The following is a 14,946-nucleotide window of genomic DNA, read 5'->3' on the forward strand; positions in this document are numbered from 1 at the left end:
GGCGCACGTGCCGCCCCGGCGCCTGCCGCGGGAACGGGTCAGGCGAGCGAGACGGGGTCGATGTCGATGGCGATGCGGGTGCCGCGCGGCAGGTCGTCGGCCTGCCAGGCGTGGCGCGCCTGTGCGAGGCCCTCGTGCAGGGGGTTGCGGCGCGTGGACTGCAGCAGGATCTGTTCGCGGAAGCGGCGGTTGACGCGATGACGCGGCGCGGGGGCCGGGCCCAGTACCCGCAGGCCCTCGCTCGCGGCGCTGCGCAGGTGGGTGGCGACACGCTCGGCATGGCGGCGGGTGGTCTCGGCATCGCCGGCCTCGACCCGGACCAGGGCCAGGTGGCCGTGGGGCGGCATCTCGGCGGCGGCGCGTTCCTCCAGCAGGGGCGCGACCATTGCCGGGTAGTCGGCGGCATCCAGGCCGCGAATCAGGGGGTGGTCGGGATGCCCGGTCTGGAGCAGCACGCGTCCGCCGCCGGAACCACGCCCGGCGCGGCCGGCAGCCTGCACGATGAGCTGGAGGGTGTTTTCCGTTGCGCGCAGGTCGACGCTGAACAGGCCCTGGTCCACGTCGATCACACCGACCAGTCCGACCTGGGGGAAGTCGTGGCCCTTCGCCAGCATCTGGGTGCCGACCACGATCGCGGCATCCAGCTGGCGGATACGGTCCAGTGCCGCCTCCAGCGCGCCCTTGTGACGGATGCTGTCGCGGTCCAGGCGGATCAGGGGGGTGGTCGGGAAGTGCCGCGCCAGGGCCTGTTCCAGCCGCTGGGTGCCGAGGCCGCGCTGCGCCAGCGGCTCGCCGCATTCCGGGCAGCGCTGGGGGCGGGGTTCGTGGTGGCCGCAGAGGTGACAGACAGCGCGCGGGTTGTGCGCGTGAATGGTCAGTCGGGCATCGCAATCCGGGCACTCGGCCACCCAGCCGCAGGCGTCGCAGGCCAGTACGCGGGCGAAGCCGCGGCGGTTGAGCAGCAGAAAACACTGGTGGCCGGCCGCAAGGGTCTGCTGCATGGCGTCGAGCAGCGGGGCGGTCAGGCCCTCGTCCGTGAGGTGTACGCGCGTGTCCACGGTCTCGACGGCGGGTGGCCGGGTCCCGTCCGGGCGTGTGGTCAGCCGGGCGTGGGCGTAGCGGCCCGTGGTGGCCGCGTGCAGGCTTTCCAGGGTCGGGGTGGCGGAACCCAGAACCACCGCGGCCTGCTCCAGCTGGCCGCGCTTGATCGCCAGGTCGCGCGCGTTGTAGCGGAACCCGTCCTGCTGTTTGAAGGCGCTGTCGTGTTCCTCGTCGACGATGATCAGGCCGAGGTCGGGCAGCGGGGTGAAGAGGGCCGAGCGGGTGCCGACGACGATGCGGCGCTGGCCCTGGCGGGCGGCCTCCCAGGCGCGCAGGCGTTCGCCCTCGGCCAGGCCGGAGTGGAGCAGGGCGACCTGCCCGGGAAACCGTTGCTGGATGCGCGTGCTCAGTTGCGGGGTCAGGGCGATCTCGGGGATGAGGAACAGCACGGCGCGCCCGCCTGCCAGCACGCGTTCGGCCATCTGCAGGTAGACCTCGGTCTTGCCGCTTCCGGTCACGCCCTCCAGCAGCAGCGGTGCGCCGGTCCCGGGAGTCAGGGCCTCCACGGCCGCGCGCTGGTCGGGGGTCAGATCGTGGTCGCTGGTGGTCGGCGGTGGCGGCTGTGTCGGGTCGGGCGTGATCGTCTCCAGCCAGCCACGCGCCTCATAGTCGCGCAGTTCGCGCGGGGCCAGCTGCAGGCCGGTCGCGGCGGCCAGGGTGGCGCGATCCAGGGCCGTGGCCGCGTGTCCCGGCTCCAGGGCGCGGAGGACCGCCTGCTGGCGCCGACCGCGCGCGAGGCCGTCGGCCAGGGCGCGGGTGCCCTCGGGGGTGATCCGCCACAGGGTTTCGGGGGTGAGGGCCGGCAACGGGTCGCCGTGGCGCAGGGCCGGTGGAAGTGCCCCCAGCAGGGCCTCGCCCAGCGGGTGATGGTAGTAGCGGGCCCCGAATCGCAGGAGCTCCAGCAGGCGGGGCGAGAGGAGCGGTTCGCTCTCCGGGGCCTCGTTCACCGCCCGCAGGCGTGCGGGCGGCACGTCACTGGTGGTCGCCAGATCGACCACCAGCCCGACCGTGGAGCCTCGGCCGAAGGGCACGCGAACCCGCTGTCCGGGCGTGAGCGACAGGCCTTCGGGGATGCGGTAGTCAAACAGCCGATCCAGGGGGCGATCCAGCGCGATGCGGGCGATTCGGGGCGCGACGGGCATGGGCCCAGTTTACTGCGTCGGGGCCCGGGAAGGGGGAGTCGGTTGTCTCAGGGCGGGTCGGGTTGTTATCCACAAAAGCTGTGGATAACTCTGTGGGTGAAACGGGGGGAAGGGCTCTAAATGCTTGTTACTGCTGGGGGCGTCTTGGATTGGCCAAAAATCGACCAGAAGTCAAAAGAATCGAAGAAACAGAGAGTTACGATCTTTATGTGAAACGGAGTGCGCGCTCTGTGTGCTAAGCGGCCGTTGGTTTCATCGCTTGTGGGTAGTCTGTACAGGGTGTGTACAATTGTGACGCCGTCCCGGGGGTTCATCGGGTCTTGAGGAAACAGTGATTCATGCGCACGCAAAAGCGACTCGAGCGCCAGTGTGTACATTGAGCAGTGTTTCCCGAGCCAACAAAAAACCCGGCACCGCGAGGCGGTTGGCCGGGTTTCGGTGGCGCGACCCGTATCCGGATCTCGCATTTGGGGCGGGCTACTAGCCGAGGGCCTTGACCGATGCCACGAGCTCGGCGGCCACCTTCTGGCCGTCGCCGTAGAGCATCTGGTTGTTGTCGGCGTAGAACAGGTGGTTCTCGATGCCCGAGAAACCGGAACCCTTGCCGCGCTTCACGCAGATGACGTTGTGGGCCTGGTCGGCGTTCAGGATCGGCATGCCGTAGATCGGCGATTCCGGGTTGGTCCGGGCCACCGGGTTCACGACGTCGTTCGCGCCGATCACCATCGCGACATCCGCGGTCTTGAACTCCTCGTTGATCTCGTCGAGGTCGAAGATGATGTCGTAGGGCACGCCGGCCTCGGCCAGCAGCACGTTCATGTGCCCGGGCATGCGGCCCGCGACCGGGTGGATCGCGAACTTCACGTCCACGCCGCGCTTCTGCAGCAGCTGGGTGAATTCCCAGATCTTGTGCTGCGCCTGCGCGACGGCCATGCCGTAGCCCGGCACGATGATGACCTTCTCGGCGTAGGCCATCATGATCCCGGCATCGTTGGCCTGGATCTCCTTCATCGTGCCTTCGATCTCTTCCTCGGCGCCGCCGGCGGAGCCGCCGAACTGGCTGAAGAGGATGTTCTTGATTGGGCGGTTCATCGCCTTGGCCATCAGCTGCGTGAGCAGCGTACCGGCCGCGCCGACCACGATACCGGCGATCATCAGCGCCGGATTGTCCAGCACGATCCCCTTCAGGCCGACCGCCAGGCCGGTCAGGGCGTTGTACAGCGAGATGACCACGGGCATGTCGGCGCCGCCGATCGGCAGCGTCATCAGGATGCCGAAGGCCAGCGCCAGGACGAAGAACAGCAGCAGCGTCACCGAACCGATCTCGCCGCCGCCGGTGGCCATCATGAAGCCGAGGATTACGGTGATGGCAAAGATCGCGATGTTCACGACCTGCTGGCCCGCGAAGGTGAAGGTCTTCTTCATCAGACCCTGCAGCTTGGCGTAGGCCACCAGCGAGCCGGAGAAGGCCACCGAGCCGATCAGCGAGCCGGTCACGGCGATCGCCAGGCCGGTGTTGTTGACCGTTTCCGGGGTCGCCTGCAGCAGGTAGATCGCACCGATACCGGCCGCGGCGCCGCCGCCCATGCCGTTGTACAGCGCGATCATCTGCGGCATGTCGGTCATCGCGACCTTCTTGCCGCTCCACCAGGCCAGCGCACCACCAATGGCGATACCCAGGATGATCAGGGTGTAGTTCACGCCACCGGAGATCTCCGGATGCACGAAGGTCACGAGCGTGGCGATCACCATGCCCACGCCGGCCCAGATGATGCCCGGCCGCGCGGTGGTCGGCGAGGACATCTGCTTGAGGCCGACGATGAACAGTACCGCCGCCGCAAAATAGGCGAGGTTGATGATCATGCTCATGCGTTATCTCCCTTCTTGTCGTCCTTCTTGCTGGTCTTGAACATCTCCAGCATGCGTTCGGTGACGACGTAGCCACCCACGGCGTTGCCCGCGGCCAGGATCACGGCGACAAAGCCGATGGCCTGTTCCAGCGGGGTCGTGGCATGGCCCAGCGCGACCATGGTCCCGACCAGCACGATGCCGTGGACGAAGTTGGAACCGGACATCAGCGGGGTGTGCAGGATGACCGGCACCTTGGAGATGATCTCGTAGCCGGTGAAGGCCGCGAGCATGAAGATGTACAGCGCGATAAAGCCTTCGATGATCATGAGTTCGCTCCCTTCAGGGCCTCGCGGGTGGCCTCGTGCACGATCTCGCCGTCGCGGGTCAGCACGCTCTTGGCGATGACCTCGTCATCCCAGTCCGGCTGGAACTCGCCGCCCTCGGCGATCATCGGCGTGAGGAAATTGAGCAGGTTCTTTGCATACATCTCGGAGGCATGCAGCGGCACCTGCGAGGGCACGTTCAGCGGCGCGTGGATCACCACGCCCTTGTGCTTGCTGGTCTTGCCCGGCTTGGACAGTTCGCAGTTGCCACCACCCTCGGCCGCCAGGTCGATGATGACCGCGCCGGGCTTCATGCCCTCGACCATGTCCTTCGGGACCAGTTTCGGCGCGTCGCGGCCCGGGATCGCGGCGGTGGTGATCAGCACGTCGGCCTTGGAGATGAACTCGCCCAGGGCATCCTGCTGTTGTTTCTTCTCTTCCGCGGTCAGTTCGCGGGCGTAGCCGCCTTCACCCTCGGCGGAGACGCCCAGATCGAGGAACTTCGCACCCAGCGACTCGACCTGCTCCTTGGTGGCGGAGCGCACGTCATAGGCCTCGACCATCGCGCCCAGGCGCTTGGCCGTGGCGATCGCCTGCAGCCCGGCCACGCCGGCGCCGATCACGATGACTTTGGCCGGGCGGATGGTGCCGGCCGCGGTGGTCAGCATCGGGAAGAAGCGGCAGGACAGATCCGAGCCCATGATCGCGCCCTTGTAGCCGACCACGGCCGCCTGCGACGACAGCACGTCCATGCTCTGGGCGCGCGAGATGCGCGGGATCAGCTCCATCGCGAAGCTCAGGATCTTGCGCTCCTGCATCGCCTTGACCACGTCCGGATTGCGGTGGGCATGGAACAGGCTGACGACGGTGGAGCCCTCCGGCAGCTGGTTGACCTCTTCCACCGTCGGTGGGGCCACGCGGACCATCAGGTCCGACTGGCCGTAGGCCGTCTCGGTATCGACCACGGTGGCCTTCTCGTAGGCCGTGTCCGGGAAATGGGCATTGGAGCCGGCACCCTTCTCCAGCTGCACGGTGACGCCCAGATCGCTGAACTTGGCCGCCACCGTCGGATCCAGGGCCACGCGACGTTCGCCGCTGGCGGACTCCTTGGGAACGGATAATTTGATTGCCATGCGCTCTCTCCCCGGGCCAAACGTCCCGGTACTCCCCTGGGACGATCAGCCGCGCTCGCGGGTGGTGAAATCGGATGCGGCACGCCTGAAGCGGGCATGCCGCACAAAAAACGACCCGCGAGTGTAGCGGAATCGCCCCCGTGCTTAAACCGTGTCCTGCGCTTGCAGGGTCTTGTTCCGGGCCGCGGAGCGTACGATACCTCGGGTCATGGCGTTGTAATTGCTTTGTTCTCGAAGGCTGTTTATTGTTTTTCCGGTCAGTGTTGCGCTGAGGGAGACGCGGGCGTGCGATTCAATCAGCGTCTCCCAAAGGGGGCATGGATTTGTTCACTCGACCCCGCGTGAGCAAATCCGTGTTTCCTTGAGACGGGACGGGTCATGTTGCCGAACGAGCATCAGGTCCTGCGCACGGACGCCGCGGGCATGCCGCTGGAGTGGATCGGCCTGGAGCAGGCCGTGCGCCTCTACTACACCGAGCAGGTGGCCTACACCTGTGGCAGCCCGCTTTATCGCATGCGCGGCGGCATCAACGCCCGCACCGGGCTGCAGTCGCGGGTCGAGGTCAACTCGATCATCGCGACCCATGGCACCCGCCAGTCCCGTTTCAACAACTACATCCCTCCGCTCAACAACACCACCCTGTTCCGCCGCGATGCCCATCTTTGTCTGTACTGCGGCCAGCATTTCTACGAACGCGACCTGTCGCGCGACCATGTGACCCCCATCAGCCAGAACGGCGAGGACACGTGGACCAACGTGGTCACCGCCTGCAAGCGCTGCAACAACCACAAGGCCGGGTTCACGCCGGAAGAGGCCGGGATGCAACTGCTGGCCATCCCGTTCACGCCAACCCACGCGGAGTACATCTTTCTCAAGGGCAAGCGCGTGCTGGCCGACCAGATGGAATTCCTGCAGGCGCACTTCCCGCGCACCAGCCCCCTGCGCGGCCGTCTGGGCTGAACCGGCGCTGGCTGCCCCCGGGTCGCCGGCGCGCTATCCTTGACCGCTGAACCAAATGGCGCTGCGCCACTCCGACAGGGAGTCAGCGTCCCCTCATGTCGGCAAGGAGCACCATGAAGTACTTCGGAGAAGCGGATTATCGTCACGGCCAGGCGCGCGACGTCGGCGTATTGCTGACCAACCTCGGCACGCCGGACGAACCCACCGCGCCCGCCCTGCGCCGCTACCTGAAGGAGTTTCTCTGGGATCCGCGCGTGGTCGAGGTCCCGCGCCCGATCTGGTGGCTGATCCTTAACGGCGTCATCCTCAACATCCGTCCGAAGCGCTCGGCCGCCAAGTACGCCACCGTGTGGACCGACGAAGGTTCGCCGCTGCTGGCGATCTCGAAGCGCCAGGCCGAGGGTGTGCGCCGCCGCCTGGCCGAGCAGGCAGGGGAGGCGATCCCGGTTGCGCTGGGCATGCGCTATGGCAACCCGTCGATCGCCGCGGGGCTGGACGAGCTGCGCCGCCAGGGTGTGCGCCGCGTGGTCGTGCTGCCGCTGTACCCGCAGTACTCGGCCAGCACCAGCGGCTCCACCTTCGATGCCGTCGCCGATGTGCTCAAGGGCTGGCGCTGGGTGCCGGACCTGCAGTTCATCGCCGCCTACGACGCCCAGCCCGGCTACATCAAGGCCCTGGCCAGCAGTGTGCGCGAGCACTGGCAGGAGCACGGCCAGGCCGACCGCCTGGTGATGTCCTTCCACGGCATCCCCAAGCGCTACCTGCTGCAGGGCGACCCCTACCACTGCCTGTGCCATGCCACCGGGCACAAGCTGGCGCAGGCGCTGGGGCTGAATGAAGACCAGTGGCAGGTCACCTTCCAGTCGCGCTTCGGGCGCGAGGAGTGGCTGCAGCCCTACACCGACAAGACCATGGAGGCCCTGCCGGGGCAGGGCGTGCGCTCGGTGGACGTAATCTGCCCCGGCTTCTCCGCCGACTGCCTGGAGACGATCGAGGAGATCGGCGACGAGAATCGCGAGATCTTCCAGGAGGCCGGTGGCGAACGCTTCCACTACATCCCGGCCCTCAACGACCGCGCCGACCACCTCGACTTCCTGGCCGGGCTGCTGCACCAGCATCTGGCGCCGTGGCTCAACGATCCGGACAACGCCCCCGAGGCGCGTGCCGCGGCCCGCGAGCGCGCGCTCGCGCTGGGCGCCAAACAGTAACGTGGCGAAGGCCGGGGCGATGGACGGACCCGTGATGGCTGAACGGGAGCCGGGCGAGATCGAGATCGGCGCCGTGATCATTGGCGACGAACTCCTCAGCGGCAAGCGCCGGGACCGGCACCAGGCGCACCTGACCGAGGCGCTCGCCGAGAAGGGCCTGGAGCTATCGTGGATTCGGATCGTGGGTGACAACGCTCGCCTGTTGGTGCAGACGTTCCGCGAAACCCTGGCAAGCGGAGCCGAGGTGTTCAGCTTCGGCGGTATCGGAGCGACCCCGGATGATCGCACCCGCGCCTGCCTGGCCGAGGCGCTGGGTCGCCCGCTGGTGCCACACCCCGAGTTCATGGCGATCCTCGAGGAGCGCTTCGGCGTCGAGGCCTGGCCGCACCGCGTGCGCATGGCCGAGCTACCGGAGGGCGCTAGCCTGATCCCGAACCCGGTCAACGGCATCCCCGGCTTCAGCTGCGAACGCCACCACTGCGTGCCCGGCTTCCCGGTGATGGCCGAGCCGATGGTGCGCTGGGTGCTGGATCAGCGTTTCCCCGACCGTAACGCCGAGGCGGGCGCGGTAGAGGAGGTGCTGCGGCTGGAGAACGTGACCGAGAGCCGACTGGTCCCGATCCTCGAAGCGATGGAGGCGGCCTTCCCCGATCTGCGCATCTCCTGCCTGCCGCGTATGGACCGCAATGCCCCGCAGGTCGAACTGGGCCTGCGCGGCCCGCGCACCCGTGTGACCGAGGGTCAGGCCGCACTGCGGCAGCACCTGATCGCCGGCGGTTTCCTGAGCCACTGACGCCGTTCGAGCAGACTCCGTCGAAAGTGCTTGCGCGCCGGGCCGGGCGCGGTATATTGCTGCCTTGCAGGCACCCGCCTGTGTGCCGCTTTGGCGGCCCGAATGGAAGACCCCGCCCGTGAATCTGCCCGTTCCCGGCCCCGAGTGGTCGGACCTTGCCGACACGCTCCCGTCCCGCGCGCCAGCGGTCATCGAATCCCCGGTTCCCGAGGGCCGTGAGCCGGCAGGCTGGCTGGATGCGCTGATGCGCGATCAGCGGTGTGTCTGGCCCGACTTCCTGCCCGAGGACACGGTCGATGCGCTGCATGACGAGATCTACGCCCTGCGTGATGCCGCGCAGCTGGCGCAGGCGCGGATCGGTCGGGGTGGCGAGCGCCATCGCGACCGGGCCACCCGCGGTGACTGGATCCACTGGCTGGATGGTGCCAGCCCGGCCCAGCAGGCGTTCATGGAGCGCCTGGATGCGATACGGCTGGAGGTGGGCCGGTCGCTGATCCCGGGCCTGTTCGAGACGGAATCGCACTTTGCCCTGTACCCGCCCGGCACCCATTACGCCCGGCATGTGGATGCCTTCCAGGCCGGCAACTGCCGCCGGCTGTCGCTGGTGTTCTATCTGAACCGCGACTGGCACGAGCAGGACGGCGGCCAGCTCGCGATCTATGACGATGCCGGCCGCGAATGCCAGCGCATCCAGCCGACGGCTGGCACGCTGGTGATGTTCCTGAGCCAGACCGTGCCGCACGCGGTCCTGCCCACCCACCGCTGGCGCGCCAGCATCGCCTCCTGGATGCGCGTACGCGAGCTTGCCAACCCGCTCGCCGGGCTCGACCGCTTCTGACGCTTCTGAAACCGGTCGCGGCGCGTTCTTGCAGCCTGCGGCGCCGGCGCCCATGATCGGGAGAGGGCCTCAGCGCCCTTCGGTCGAGCGCAACGCGGCGGGCCAATATGGGCAAGAGCCGGCAAAGGCAGGGCAACAATCGCCTCCCCCGAGACACGTCGCCTGACGTGCCCCTGCAGCCCTCTTCGGCTTCGATCTGGGCCGAGCGCTATCAGTTGCGTGACGCCCGGGGCGAGCCGGTGGATGCCTCGGTCGAGGCGATGTTCGACCGTGTCGCCCTGGCCCTCGCGGCGGTCGAGGCGCCGGAGAAGCGCGCGCCGATCGAGCGCGAGTTCCGCTGGGCGCTGGACAATGGCGCCATCCCGGCTGGGCGGATACTGGCCAATGCCGGGGCCGAGGTGTACAAGCCGCAGACCACACTGATCAACTGCACCGTATCGCGCACGATCCGGGACTCGCTGCAGGCCATCCTCGATGCCAATACCGCCGCCGGCCTGACGCTCAAGGCCGGGGCCGGGATCGGCTACGACTTCAGCACCCTGCGCCCGAAGGGTGCGCTGGTCGCGGGTGCGGGCGCGCCGACCAACGGCCCGGTCGCGTTCATGCAGATCTTCGACCAGACCTGCCGCACCATCGGCGCGGCCGGTGGTCGCCGCGGGGCGCAGATGGCAACGCTGGACATCGGTCATCCGGATATCGAGCGTTTCATCCTCGCCAAGCGCTGCAAGGGGCGGCTGACCCAGTTCAACCTGTCCGTGCTGGTGCGCGATGCCTTTCTGGAGGCCGTGGAGCGCGACGACGAATGGGCGCTCGCCTTCCCGCTGCTGCCCGTCGAGCAGGACCGGGTGGCGACATCCGAGCTTGTCTATCGCGACTGGCCGGTGGTCGAGGACGGCTACCGCGTCGACGACCAGGGCCGGGTCGCCTGCCGTATCTACCGCCGCGTGCGCGCCCGCGAGCTGTGGGACACCCTGATGCGCAGCACCTATGACGTCGGCGAACCCGGCGTCATCCTGGTCGATCAGGTCAACCGCCAGAACAACGCCTGGTTCGACGAGGTGATCCGCGCCACCAACCCCTGCGGCGAGCAGCCGCTGCCGCCGGACGGGGCCTGCCTGCTGGGGTCGGTGAACCTGACGCGGTTCGTCTCCGCGCCGTTCGGCGCCGACGCAGCCTTCGACTGGGCGCGCTTCGAGGGGGTGGTGCGCGTGTTCACGCGCATGCTGGACAACGTCGCGGATATCTCCGGGCTGCCGTTGCCAGAGCAGCGCGCCGAGATGCTGCGCAAGCGCCGCCACGGCATGGGCATCCTCGGGCTCGGGTCGGCGCTGGCAATGCTGGGGGAGACCTACGGCTCGGATTCGGCCGCCGACTTCACCGCAGAGGTCTGTCGACGCCTCGCGCTGGAGAGCTGGCGGGCCGGGCTGGAGCTGGCGCGCGAGAAGGGCCCGGCGCCGATCATGGACGAGGACTTCACGCTGACCGCAGACATGCTCCGGCGCCAGCCGGCGCTGGCCGAGGCCGGCTATCAGGTCGATGACGTGCTGAAGGGGCGGGAGCTGCATACGCGCTTCAGCCCCTACATGCGACGCATCGCCGAGGAGGACCCGGCGCTGGTCGCGGCACTGGCCGAGGAGGGCGCGCGTTTTACCCACGCCACCTCCATCGCGCCCACCGGCACCATCAGCTTTTCGGTCGCCAACAACGCGAGCAACGGCATCGAGCCGACCTTTCTGCACCACACCACGCGCAACATCCGTCGCCCCGGGCGGCGTACCCGCGAGGCGGTGGACTGCTATTCCTACGAACTGCTGGCCTACCGCGCCCTGGTCGATGCCGAGGCAGGGCCGGGGGGTCTTCCCGCCAACGCGATCACCGCGGACCAGGTCAGTGTGGACGCCCACATCCGCATGCAGGCCGCCGCCCAGCCGTGGGTGGACTCGGCCATCTCCAAGACGCTTAACGTCCCGACCGATATCCCGTTCGAGGACTTCCAGCAGGTCTATCTGCAGGCCTGGCGCGCCGGGCTCAAGGGCTGCACCACCTACCGGCCCAACCCGCAGGCCCAGATGGGCGTGCTGGTGGACCCGGAACGCCTGCGCAGTACCTGGTACACCTTCACCCTGGCGGACGGCAGGGAGCTGACCCTGCGCGGCGACGAAGAGGTCGAATACGAAGGCCAGATCCACACCGCTGCCAATCTCTTCGCCGCGCTGGACGAGGGCTATTACGACGACGTCTGACGCCGTCGGGGAGGACACGATGCACCGGATCGACCAGCCCATCATCGCCTTTCGCCGCTCGGATGCCCCGCAGGGCGAGGGCGCGTCCGGCAGCGACGATCACCCGCTGGGCAAGCGCATTCCGTCGCGCCCCGAGGGCGAACTCGAGTCGGTCACTGAGAAGGTGCGCTACTGGACCCAGGACGGGCCGCAGACCGTCTACCTGGTGGTCAGCTTCGTGGCCGTCTCCGGCACGGTCAGCGGCGAGCGCGTGACCATCGAGCGCCCGATCGAGTTCTTCCTGCCCACCGGGCAGCACTCCGAGTCCTACCAGTGGATCTCCGCGACCATGCGCAGCCTGTCGCTGGCGGCCCGCGGGGGCTACGCCGCCCGCGCCCTGCGCGACCTGCGCAAGGTCACCTGGGACCGCGGCCCGGTCCGCTGCGGCGAGAACGAATACGGCAAACCGCTGTACCACCCCTCCGAGGTCGCCGCGATCGCCCACGCCCTGCAACGCATCCTCCAGCGCCGCGGCTTCCTCGACCCCGACGGCCACCCCCGCCCGCTACGCGAACTGGTCGCCAACTACCGCGACCGGGACCGGACCCCGGAAGACAACGCCACCCTGGAAGCCCCGCATCGGGTGGCCACCCCCGCCGCCTCCTGCCCGCAGTGCGATGGCCACCTCGAAATCATCGACGGCTGCCCGACCTGCCGTGACTGCGGCTATTCGAAGTGCTAGTGCCTTCGGGCGAAGGCGGACGGGAGCCGAACGGCTGGCGACTCTGAAACGAAGAAAACGAACCGCGTACCAGGCGTCGACCCTCGATCGACCAAAGGCTCACCCAGCCCTGAAGCCGCATGGATAACCCCTTGCCTTGCGGGGCCGCCGTAGAAATCTCGAAGGGGGTCTCGTAGTCTCCCCGGCTCGTGCATTCCGTCCCGGAGACCCCGTGGCCAACATCCTTAACCCGTACGCCGACGACCAGCCTGAACCAAAGCACATCGTGCTGCGCGCCCGCAGTGGGCAGGCGGTCTCCGCCGACTTCACCCTGCAGGATCGGCGAGGACGCCAGAGCGCGGCGGAATATCTGTTTCATCTCTATTCCACCATCAAGCAGAAGCTGGACGAGCCGGTCCTGGATACCGCGGCCCCATCGCCGGACGACCAGGCCGCCATGCAGCGACTGATTCTCTACTCGGCCGGCGCCCACGACACCATGTTCGGCACTTTCAATGGTTCCAATACCTCCTCGGAGATGCCGGAGGAGGAGCGCAACGAGTTCGTGGAAATCTTCCTGCTGGCCTGCGCCACGGTCATCGAAGGCCAGCGGATCACCGTCGACCTCCAGCGCGGCCTCGTCACCGCCGAGACGGCCTGAACGTTAGTCTTGGTCAGGTTTTGCCTCTTGGCCCGCCTTAATCAGTGAGGCAAAAGGCAAGGTCTGACCCTCCGGGGGGCCTCGGGGAAGAGAAGGGCGACCAAGTGCTTGGGGTCGAAACGCCGGACGCTTCAGTTGCCGTCAAGGCCCGCCATCACACCTGGGAGTTGCGCCCGGTAGCGGGGCGCCCGTAGGGCGTCCCGCCTTGGAGTTCTGTCAGTAACTGTACGCCCATTTTAGAGTCATGAGCGTTTCTCATCCGCGCGTTGTCGCGCCTCCGGAGCCCGAGTTTCACTCACGGAAAGGTTTATGACCCTGTCAGCAAATTCCTCAGCTGATAAACCAATAAAAGAATCATATTCTAGTCTAGATCGATCATGTCCGAACGATCTCGCCAAACCACTTGTCCTAGCGTTCATTCTGGTGGTGTTCGTCCTATTTGTAGTTTTAGCCATCGTTAACAACTCCTTTTACCCTCTCGCGATAGGGGAGGTTGATTTCGGGGTCGAAATAATGCTTGCGTCGAATCCAGATTAACCCTTCCCCTTTAGATATAACCGCGACGTCAACAGGTCCGGAAACTGATTCGACAGGGGCTGTGATGCGTTTTTTCAGAGACTCCATAGTGATTAGTGTCTCGACCAACTCCGCTAGTTCGTCTTTGGCTAGCACGTCGACAATCCGCAAAATTGGACTAAGATGGTTGACTTGAACCCACTTATTAAATTGATCGCTGAAAGTATCGATTATTGTTTTCGATAGAGACGATAGGTGGTTGCATAGATTTTGGTCGCCTGTTTGTTGCTTGGTTTCGTTGATCAGTTGTTTTAGCGCCTTCTTCATCGTGGCGTCGACGATCGGAACAAGCTCTGGATCGTAGCCGAGCATGAATGTTTGCACCATCTCGGTTTGAGCAAACGGAACGACGGCAGAGCTCTGGTCACGAGAAATTGTTTCGCTTTCGGCCGGAACTCGGCTGCAGCGATTCTCGTATATCCCGCGGCACCTGAAAGCCCTTAGCTGTGGAAAATGTTCGTCTTTTCCAAATCCAGCGAAGACAATTCCGGAAGGTCCATGGTCCGACCAGAGGCGGGTGAATGCGGATGCAAAGATGAACTTCAGTTTCTTTTTGTTGGCCTCGCTAACAGTAAAGGACTCGAAAACCTTATCTATAATAAACTGAATGTTACTTTTATGTTTTTCGCTGACAGACTTGAACTCTTTTTCTGTTATGTTGTTGAGCAAAGGGGCCCGTTTCATTTTCTTGTAATGATGGTCGATAAGGTCTCGGAGAGCGCGGTTCTTCTGGCGCTGCCCCTTGGCCCCTTGTTCGGCGTGCGCTTGCATATTCAACGCATACTGGGCGACCTCATGGAAGATCGCGTCATCTTGGGCTTTCGCTGGAAAAAGGTGTGGGTGGTTCTCGAGGAACGAGAAAAAGTCTTCGGGGTACTCAGACAATGAGCTGAAAGCTCGCGAGCCTAGGTTTTCGCGATACAACTTAACGAGGGTTTCCCAGGGAACCCCCATGAAGCTAGCGTCACCAAAGATCATTACCCCGACAGGTTGTTGGTGTGAGAGCGAAAAGATCTTGTTGGCACCCTTAAAGACCTTTTTCTCCTGTTCGAATTGACCGCGGGAGAAGGTGACAGTTGCTGCACTATCCGCGCCTAGAGCTACGGATGATCGGTTAAGAATCGCGATTTCTGCTGTCACAAGGAGCTTCCGATTGGCGTTTGCTTCGAGCTTAGGCGATTCGGTTGCGCATCGCGAGGGCTCCGAGGCATGTAGCGGCTACAAGTCGCCTACACGGAGAGGCGGTGGGGGGGAGTGTGGTTGTAAGGCATTGAAAAAATGGTGGGCCCGGCTGGACTCGAACCAGCGACCAAGGGATTATGAGTCCCCTGCTCTAACCAACTGAGCTACAGGCCCGTATTCGGGGAGGGTACAAACGACTGCGGCGCCATTCTACCCGGAAAGGGAGAGATGGCGC

At 65.9% G+C, this 14,946-nt stretch carries 12 protein-coding genes and 1 tRNA gene; 7 read left to right on the forward strand and 6 right to left on the reverse strand.

Going from position 1 to position 14,946, the window contains the following annotated elements:
* Positions 1-38: 38 nt before the first annotated feature.
* The 4 genes from F627_RS0107255 to F627_RS0107270 form a co-directional block, all read right to left on the reverse strand.
* Complete coding sequence (locus F627_RS0107255) at positions 39-2,243, reverse strand: primosomal protein N' (RefSeq protein ID WP_019583669.1); 2,205 nt, start codon at positions 2,241-2,243, stop codon at positions 39-41.
* 480 nt (positions 2,244-2,723) lie between these two features.
* Complete coding sequence (locus tag F627_RS0107260) at positions 2,724-4,112, reverse strand: NAD(P)(+) transhydrogenase (Re/Si-specific) subunit beta (protein ID WP_019583670.1); 1,389 nt, start codon at positions 4,110-4,112, stop codon at positions 2,724-2,726.
* Positions 4,109-4,420, reverse strand: coding sequence for an NAD(P) transhydrogenase subunit alpha (locus F627_RS0107265; protein ID WP_017942675.1), 312 nt, complete (start codon positions 4,418-4,420; stop codon positions 4,109-4,111). The genes F627_RS0107260 and F627_RS0107265 overlap by 4 nt, the downstream gene beginning before the upstream one ends.
* The gene (locus tag F627_RS0107270; RefSeq protein ID WP_038037147.1) at positions 4,417-5,550 is read right to left on the reverse strand and encodes an NAD(P) transhydrogenase subunit alpha; all 1,134 of its coding nucleotides are present in this window, start codon (positions 5,548-5,550) and stop codon (positions 4,417-4,419) included. Before F627_RS0107270 ends, F627_RS0107265 begins: the two co-directional genes overlap by 4 nt.
* Positions 5,551-5,928: 378 nt before the next feature.
* Here F627_RS0107270 and F627_RS0107275 point away from each other — a divergent pair, with 378 nt between their 5' ends.
* The 7 genes from F627_RS0107275 to F627_RS0107305 all read left to right on the forward strand — a co-directional run bounded on the left by F627_RS0107275 (position 5,929) and on the right by F627_RS0107305 (position 12,953).
* Entirely contained in the window at positions 5,929-6,510 is a 582-nt protein-coding gene (locus F627_RS0107275) for an HNH endonuclease (RefSeq protein WP_018876543.1), read from the forward strand.
* A gap of 113 nt (positions 6,511-6,623) precedes the next feature.
* Positions 6,624-7,718 carry a ferrochelatase gene (gene hemH, locus F627_RS0107280; RefSeq protein WP_019583671.1) on the forward strand — a complete coding sequence of 365 codons (1,095 nt, stop codon included), beginning with the start codon at positions 6,624-6,626 and terminating at the stop codon, positions 7,716-7,718.
* A 34-nt stretch (positions 7,719-7,752) separates the two neighbouring features.
* Complete coding sequence (locus tag F627_RS0107285) at positions 7,753-8,511, forward strand: molybdopterin-binding protein (protein ID WP_019583672.1); 759 nt, start codon at positions 7,753-7,755, stop codon at positions 8,509-8,511.
* Positions 8,512-8,629: 118 nt separating this feature from the next.
* Positions 8,630-9,349, forward strand: a complete 720-nt coding sequence (locus F627_RS0107290) for a 2OG-Fe(II) oxygenase (RefSeq protein ID WP_019583673.1) — start codon at positions 8,630-8,632, stop codon at positions 9,347-9,349.
* A gap of 107 nt (positions 9,350-9,456) precedes the next feature.
* Positions 9,457-11,592: an adenosylcobalamin-dependent ribonucleoside-diphosphate reductase gene (locus F627_RS0107295; protein WP_042835179.1), complete on the forward strand. Its 2,136-nt coding sequence runs from the start codon at positions 9,457-9,459 to the stop codon at positions 11,590-11,592.
* A 19-nt stretch (positions 11,593-11,611) separates the two neighbouring features.
* On the forward strand, positions 11,612-12,313 hold the full coding sequence (locus tag F627_RS0107300) for a hypothetical protein (RefSeq protein WP_019583675.1): 702 nt from the start codon (positions 11,612-11,614) through the stop codon (positions 12,311-12,313).
* A 211-nt stretch (positions 12,314-12,524) separates the two neighbouring features.
* The gene (locus tag F627_RS0107305) at positions 12,525-12,953 is read left to right on the forward strand and encodes a hypothetical protein (RefSeq protein WP_019583676.1); all 429 of its coding nucleotides are present in this window, start codon (positions 12,525-12,527) and stop codon (positions 12,951-12,953) included.
* Positions 12,954-13,400: 447 nt separating this feature from the next.
* Here F627_RS0107305 and F627_RS16915 read toward each other — a convergent pair whose 3' ends face one another.
* Together F627_RS16915 and F627_RS0107315 are read right to left on the reverse strand one after the other, a co-directional pair.
* On the reverse strand, positions 13,401-14,669 hold the full coding sequence (locus F627_RS16915; RefSeq protein ID WP_155987103.1) for a hypothetical protein: 1,269 nt from the start codon (positions 14,667-14,669) through the stop codon (positions 13,401-13,403).
* 139 nt (positions 14,670-14,808) lie between these two features.
* Positions 14,809-14,885: transfer RNA gene (locus F627_RS0107315), tRNA-Ile, on the reverse strand.
* Between the last annotated feature and the right edge of the window lie 61 nt (positions 14,886-14,946).

The sequence above is a fragment of the Thioalkalivibrio sp. ALE16 genome (genome assembly GCF_000381305.1).
Lineage (GTDB): Bacteria > Pseudomonadota > Gammaproteobacteria > Ectothiorhodospirales > Ectothiorhodospiraceae > Thioalkalivibrio.

What these genes read in the sequence shown, in the direction of transcription:
- F627_RS0107260 (WP_019583670.1), bottom strand. Translation starts at nt 4,112, where the DNA reads ATGAGCATGATCATCAACCTCGCCTATTTTGCGGCGGCGGTACTGTTC.
- F627_RS0107255 (WP_019583669.1), bottom strand. Translation starts at nt 2,243, where the DNA reads ATGCCCGTCGCGCCCCGAATCGCCCGCATCGCGCTGGATCGCCCCCTG.
- F627_RS0107295 (WP_042835179.1), top strand. Translation starts at nt 9,457, where the DNA reads ATGGGCAAGAGCCGGCAAAGGCAGGGCAACAATCGCCTCCCCCGAGAC.
- F627_RS0107275 (WP_018876543.1), top strand. Translation starts at nt 5,929, where the DNA reads ATGTTGCCGAACGAGCATCAGGTCCTGCGCACGGACGCCGCGGGCATG.
- F627_RS0107285 (WP_019583672.1), top strand. Translation starts at nt 7,753, where the DNA reads ATGGCTGAACGGGAGCCGGGCGAGATCGAGATCGGCGCCGTGATCATT.
- F627_RS0107270 (WP_038037147.1), bottom strand. Translation starts at nt 5,550, where the DNA reads ATGGCAATCAAATTATCCGTTCCCAAGGAGTCCGCCAGCGGCGAACGT.
- F627_RS0107265 (WP_017942675.1), bottom strand. Translation starts at nt 4,420, where the DNA reads ATGATCATCGAAGGCTTTATCGCGCTGTACATCTTCATGCTCGCGGCC.
- hemH (WP_019583671.1), top strand. Translation starts at nt 6,624, where the DNA reads ATGAAGTACTTCGGAGAAGCGGATTATCGTCACGGCCAGGCGCGCGAC.
- F627_RS0107300 (WP_019583675.1), top strand. Translation starts at nt 11,612, where the DNA reads ATGCACCGGATCGACCAGCCCATCATCGCCTTTCGCCGCTCGGATGCC.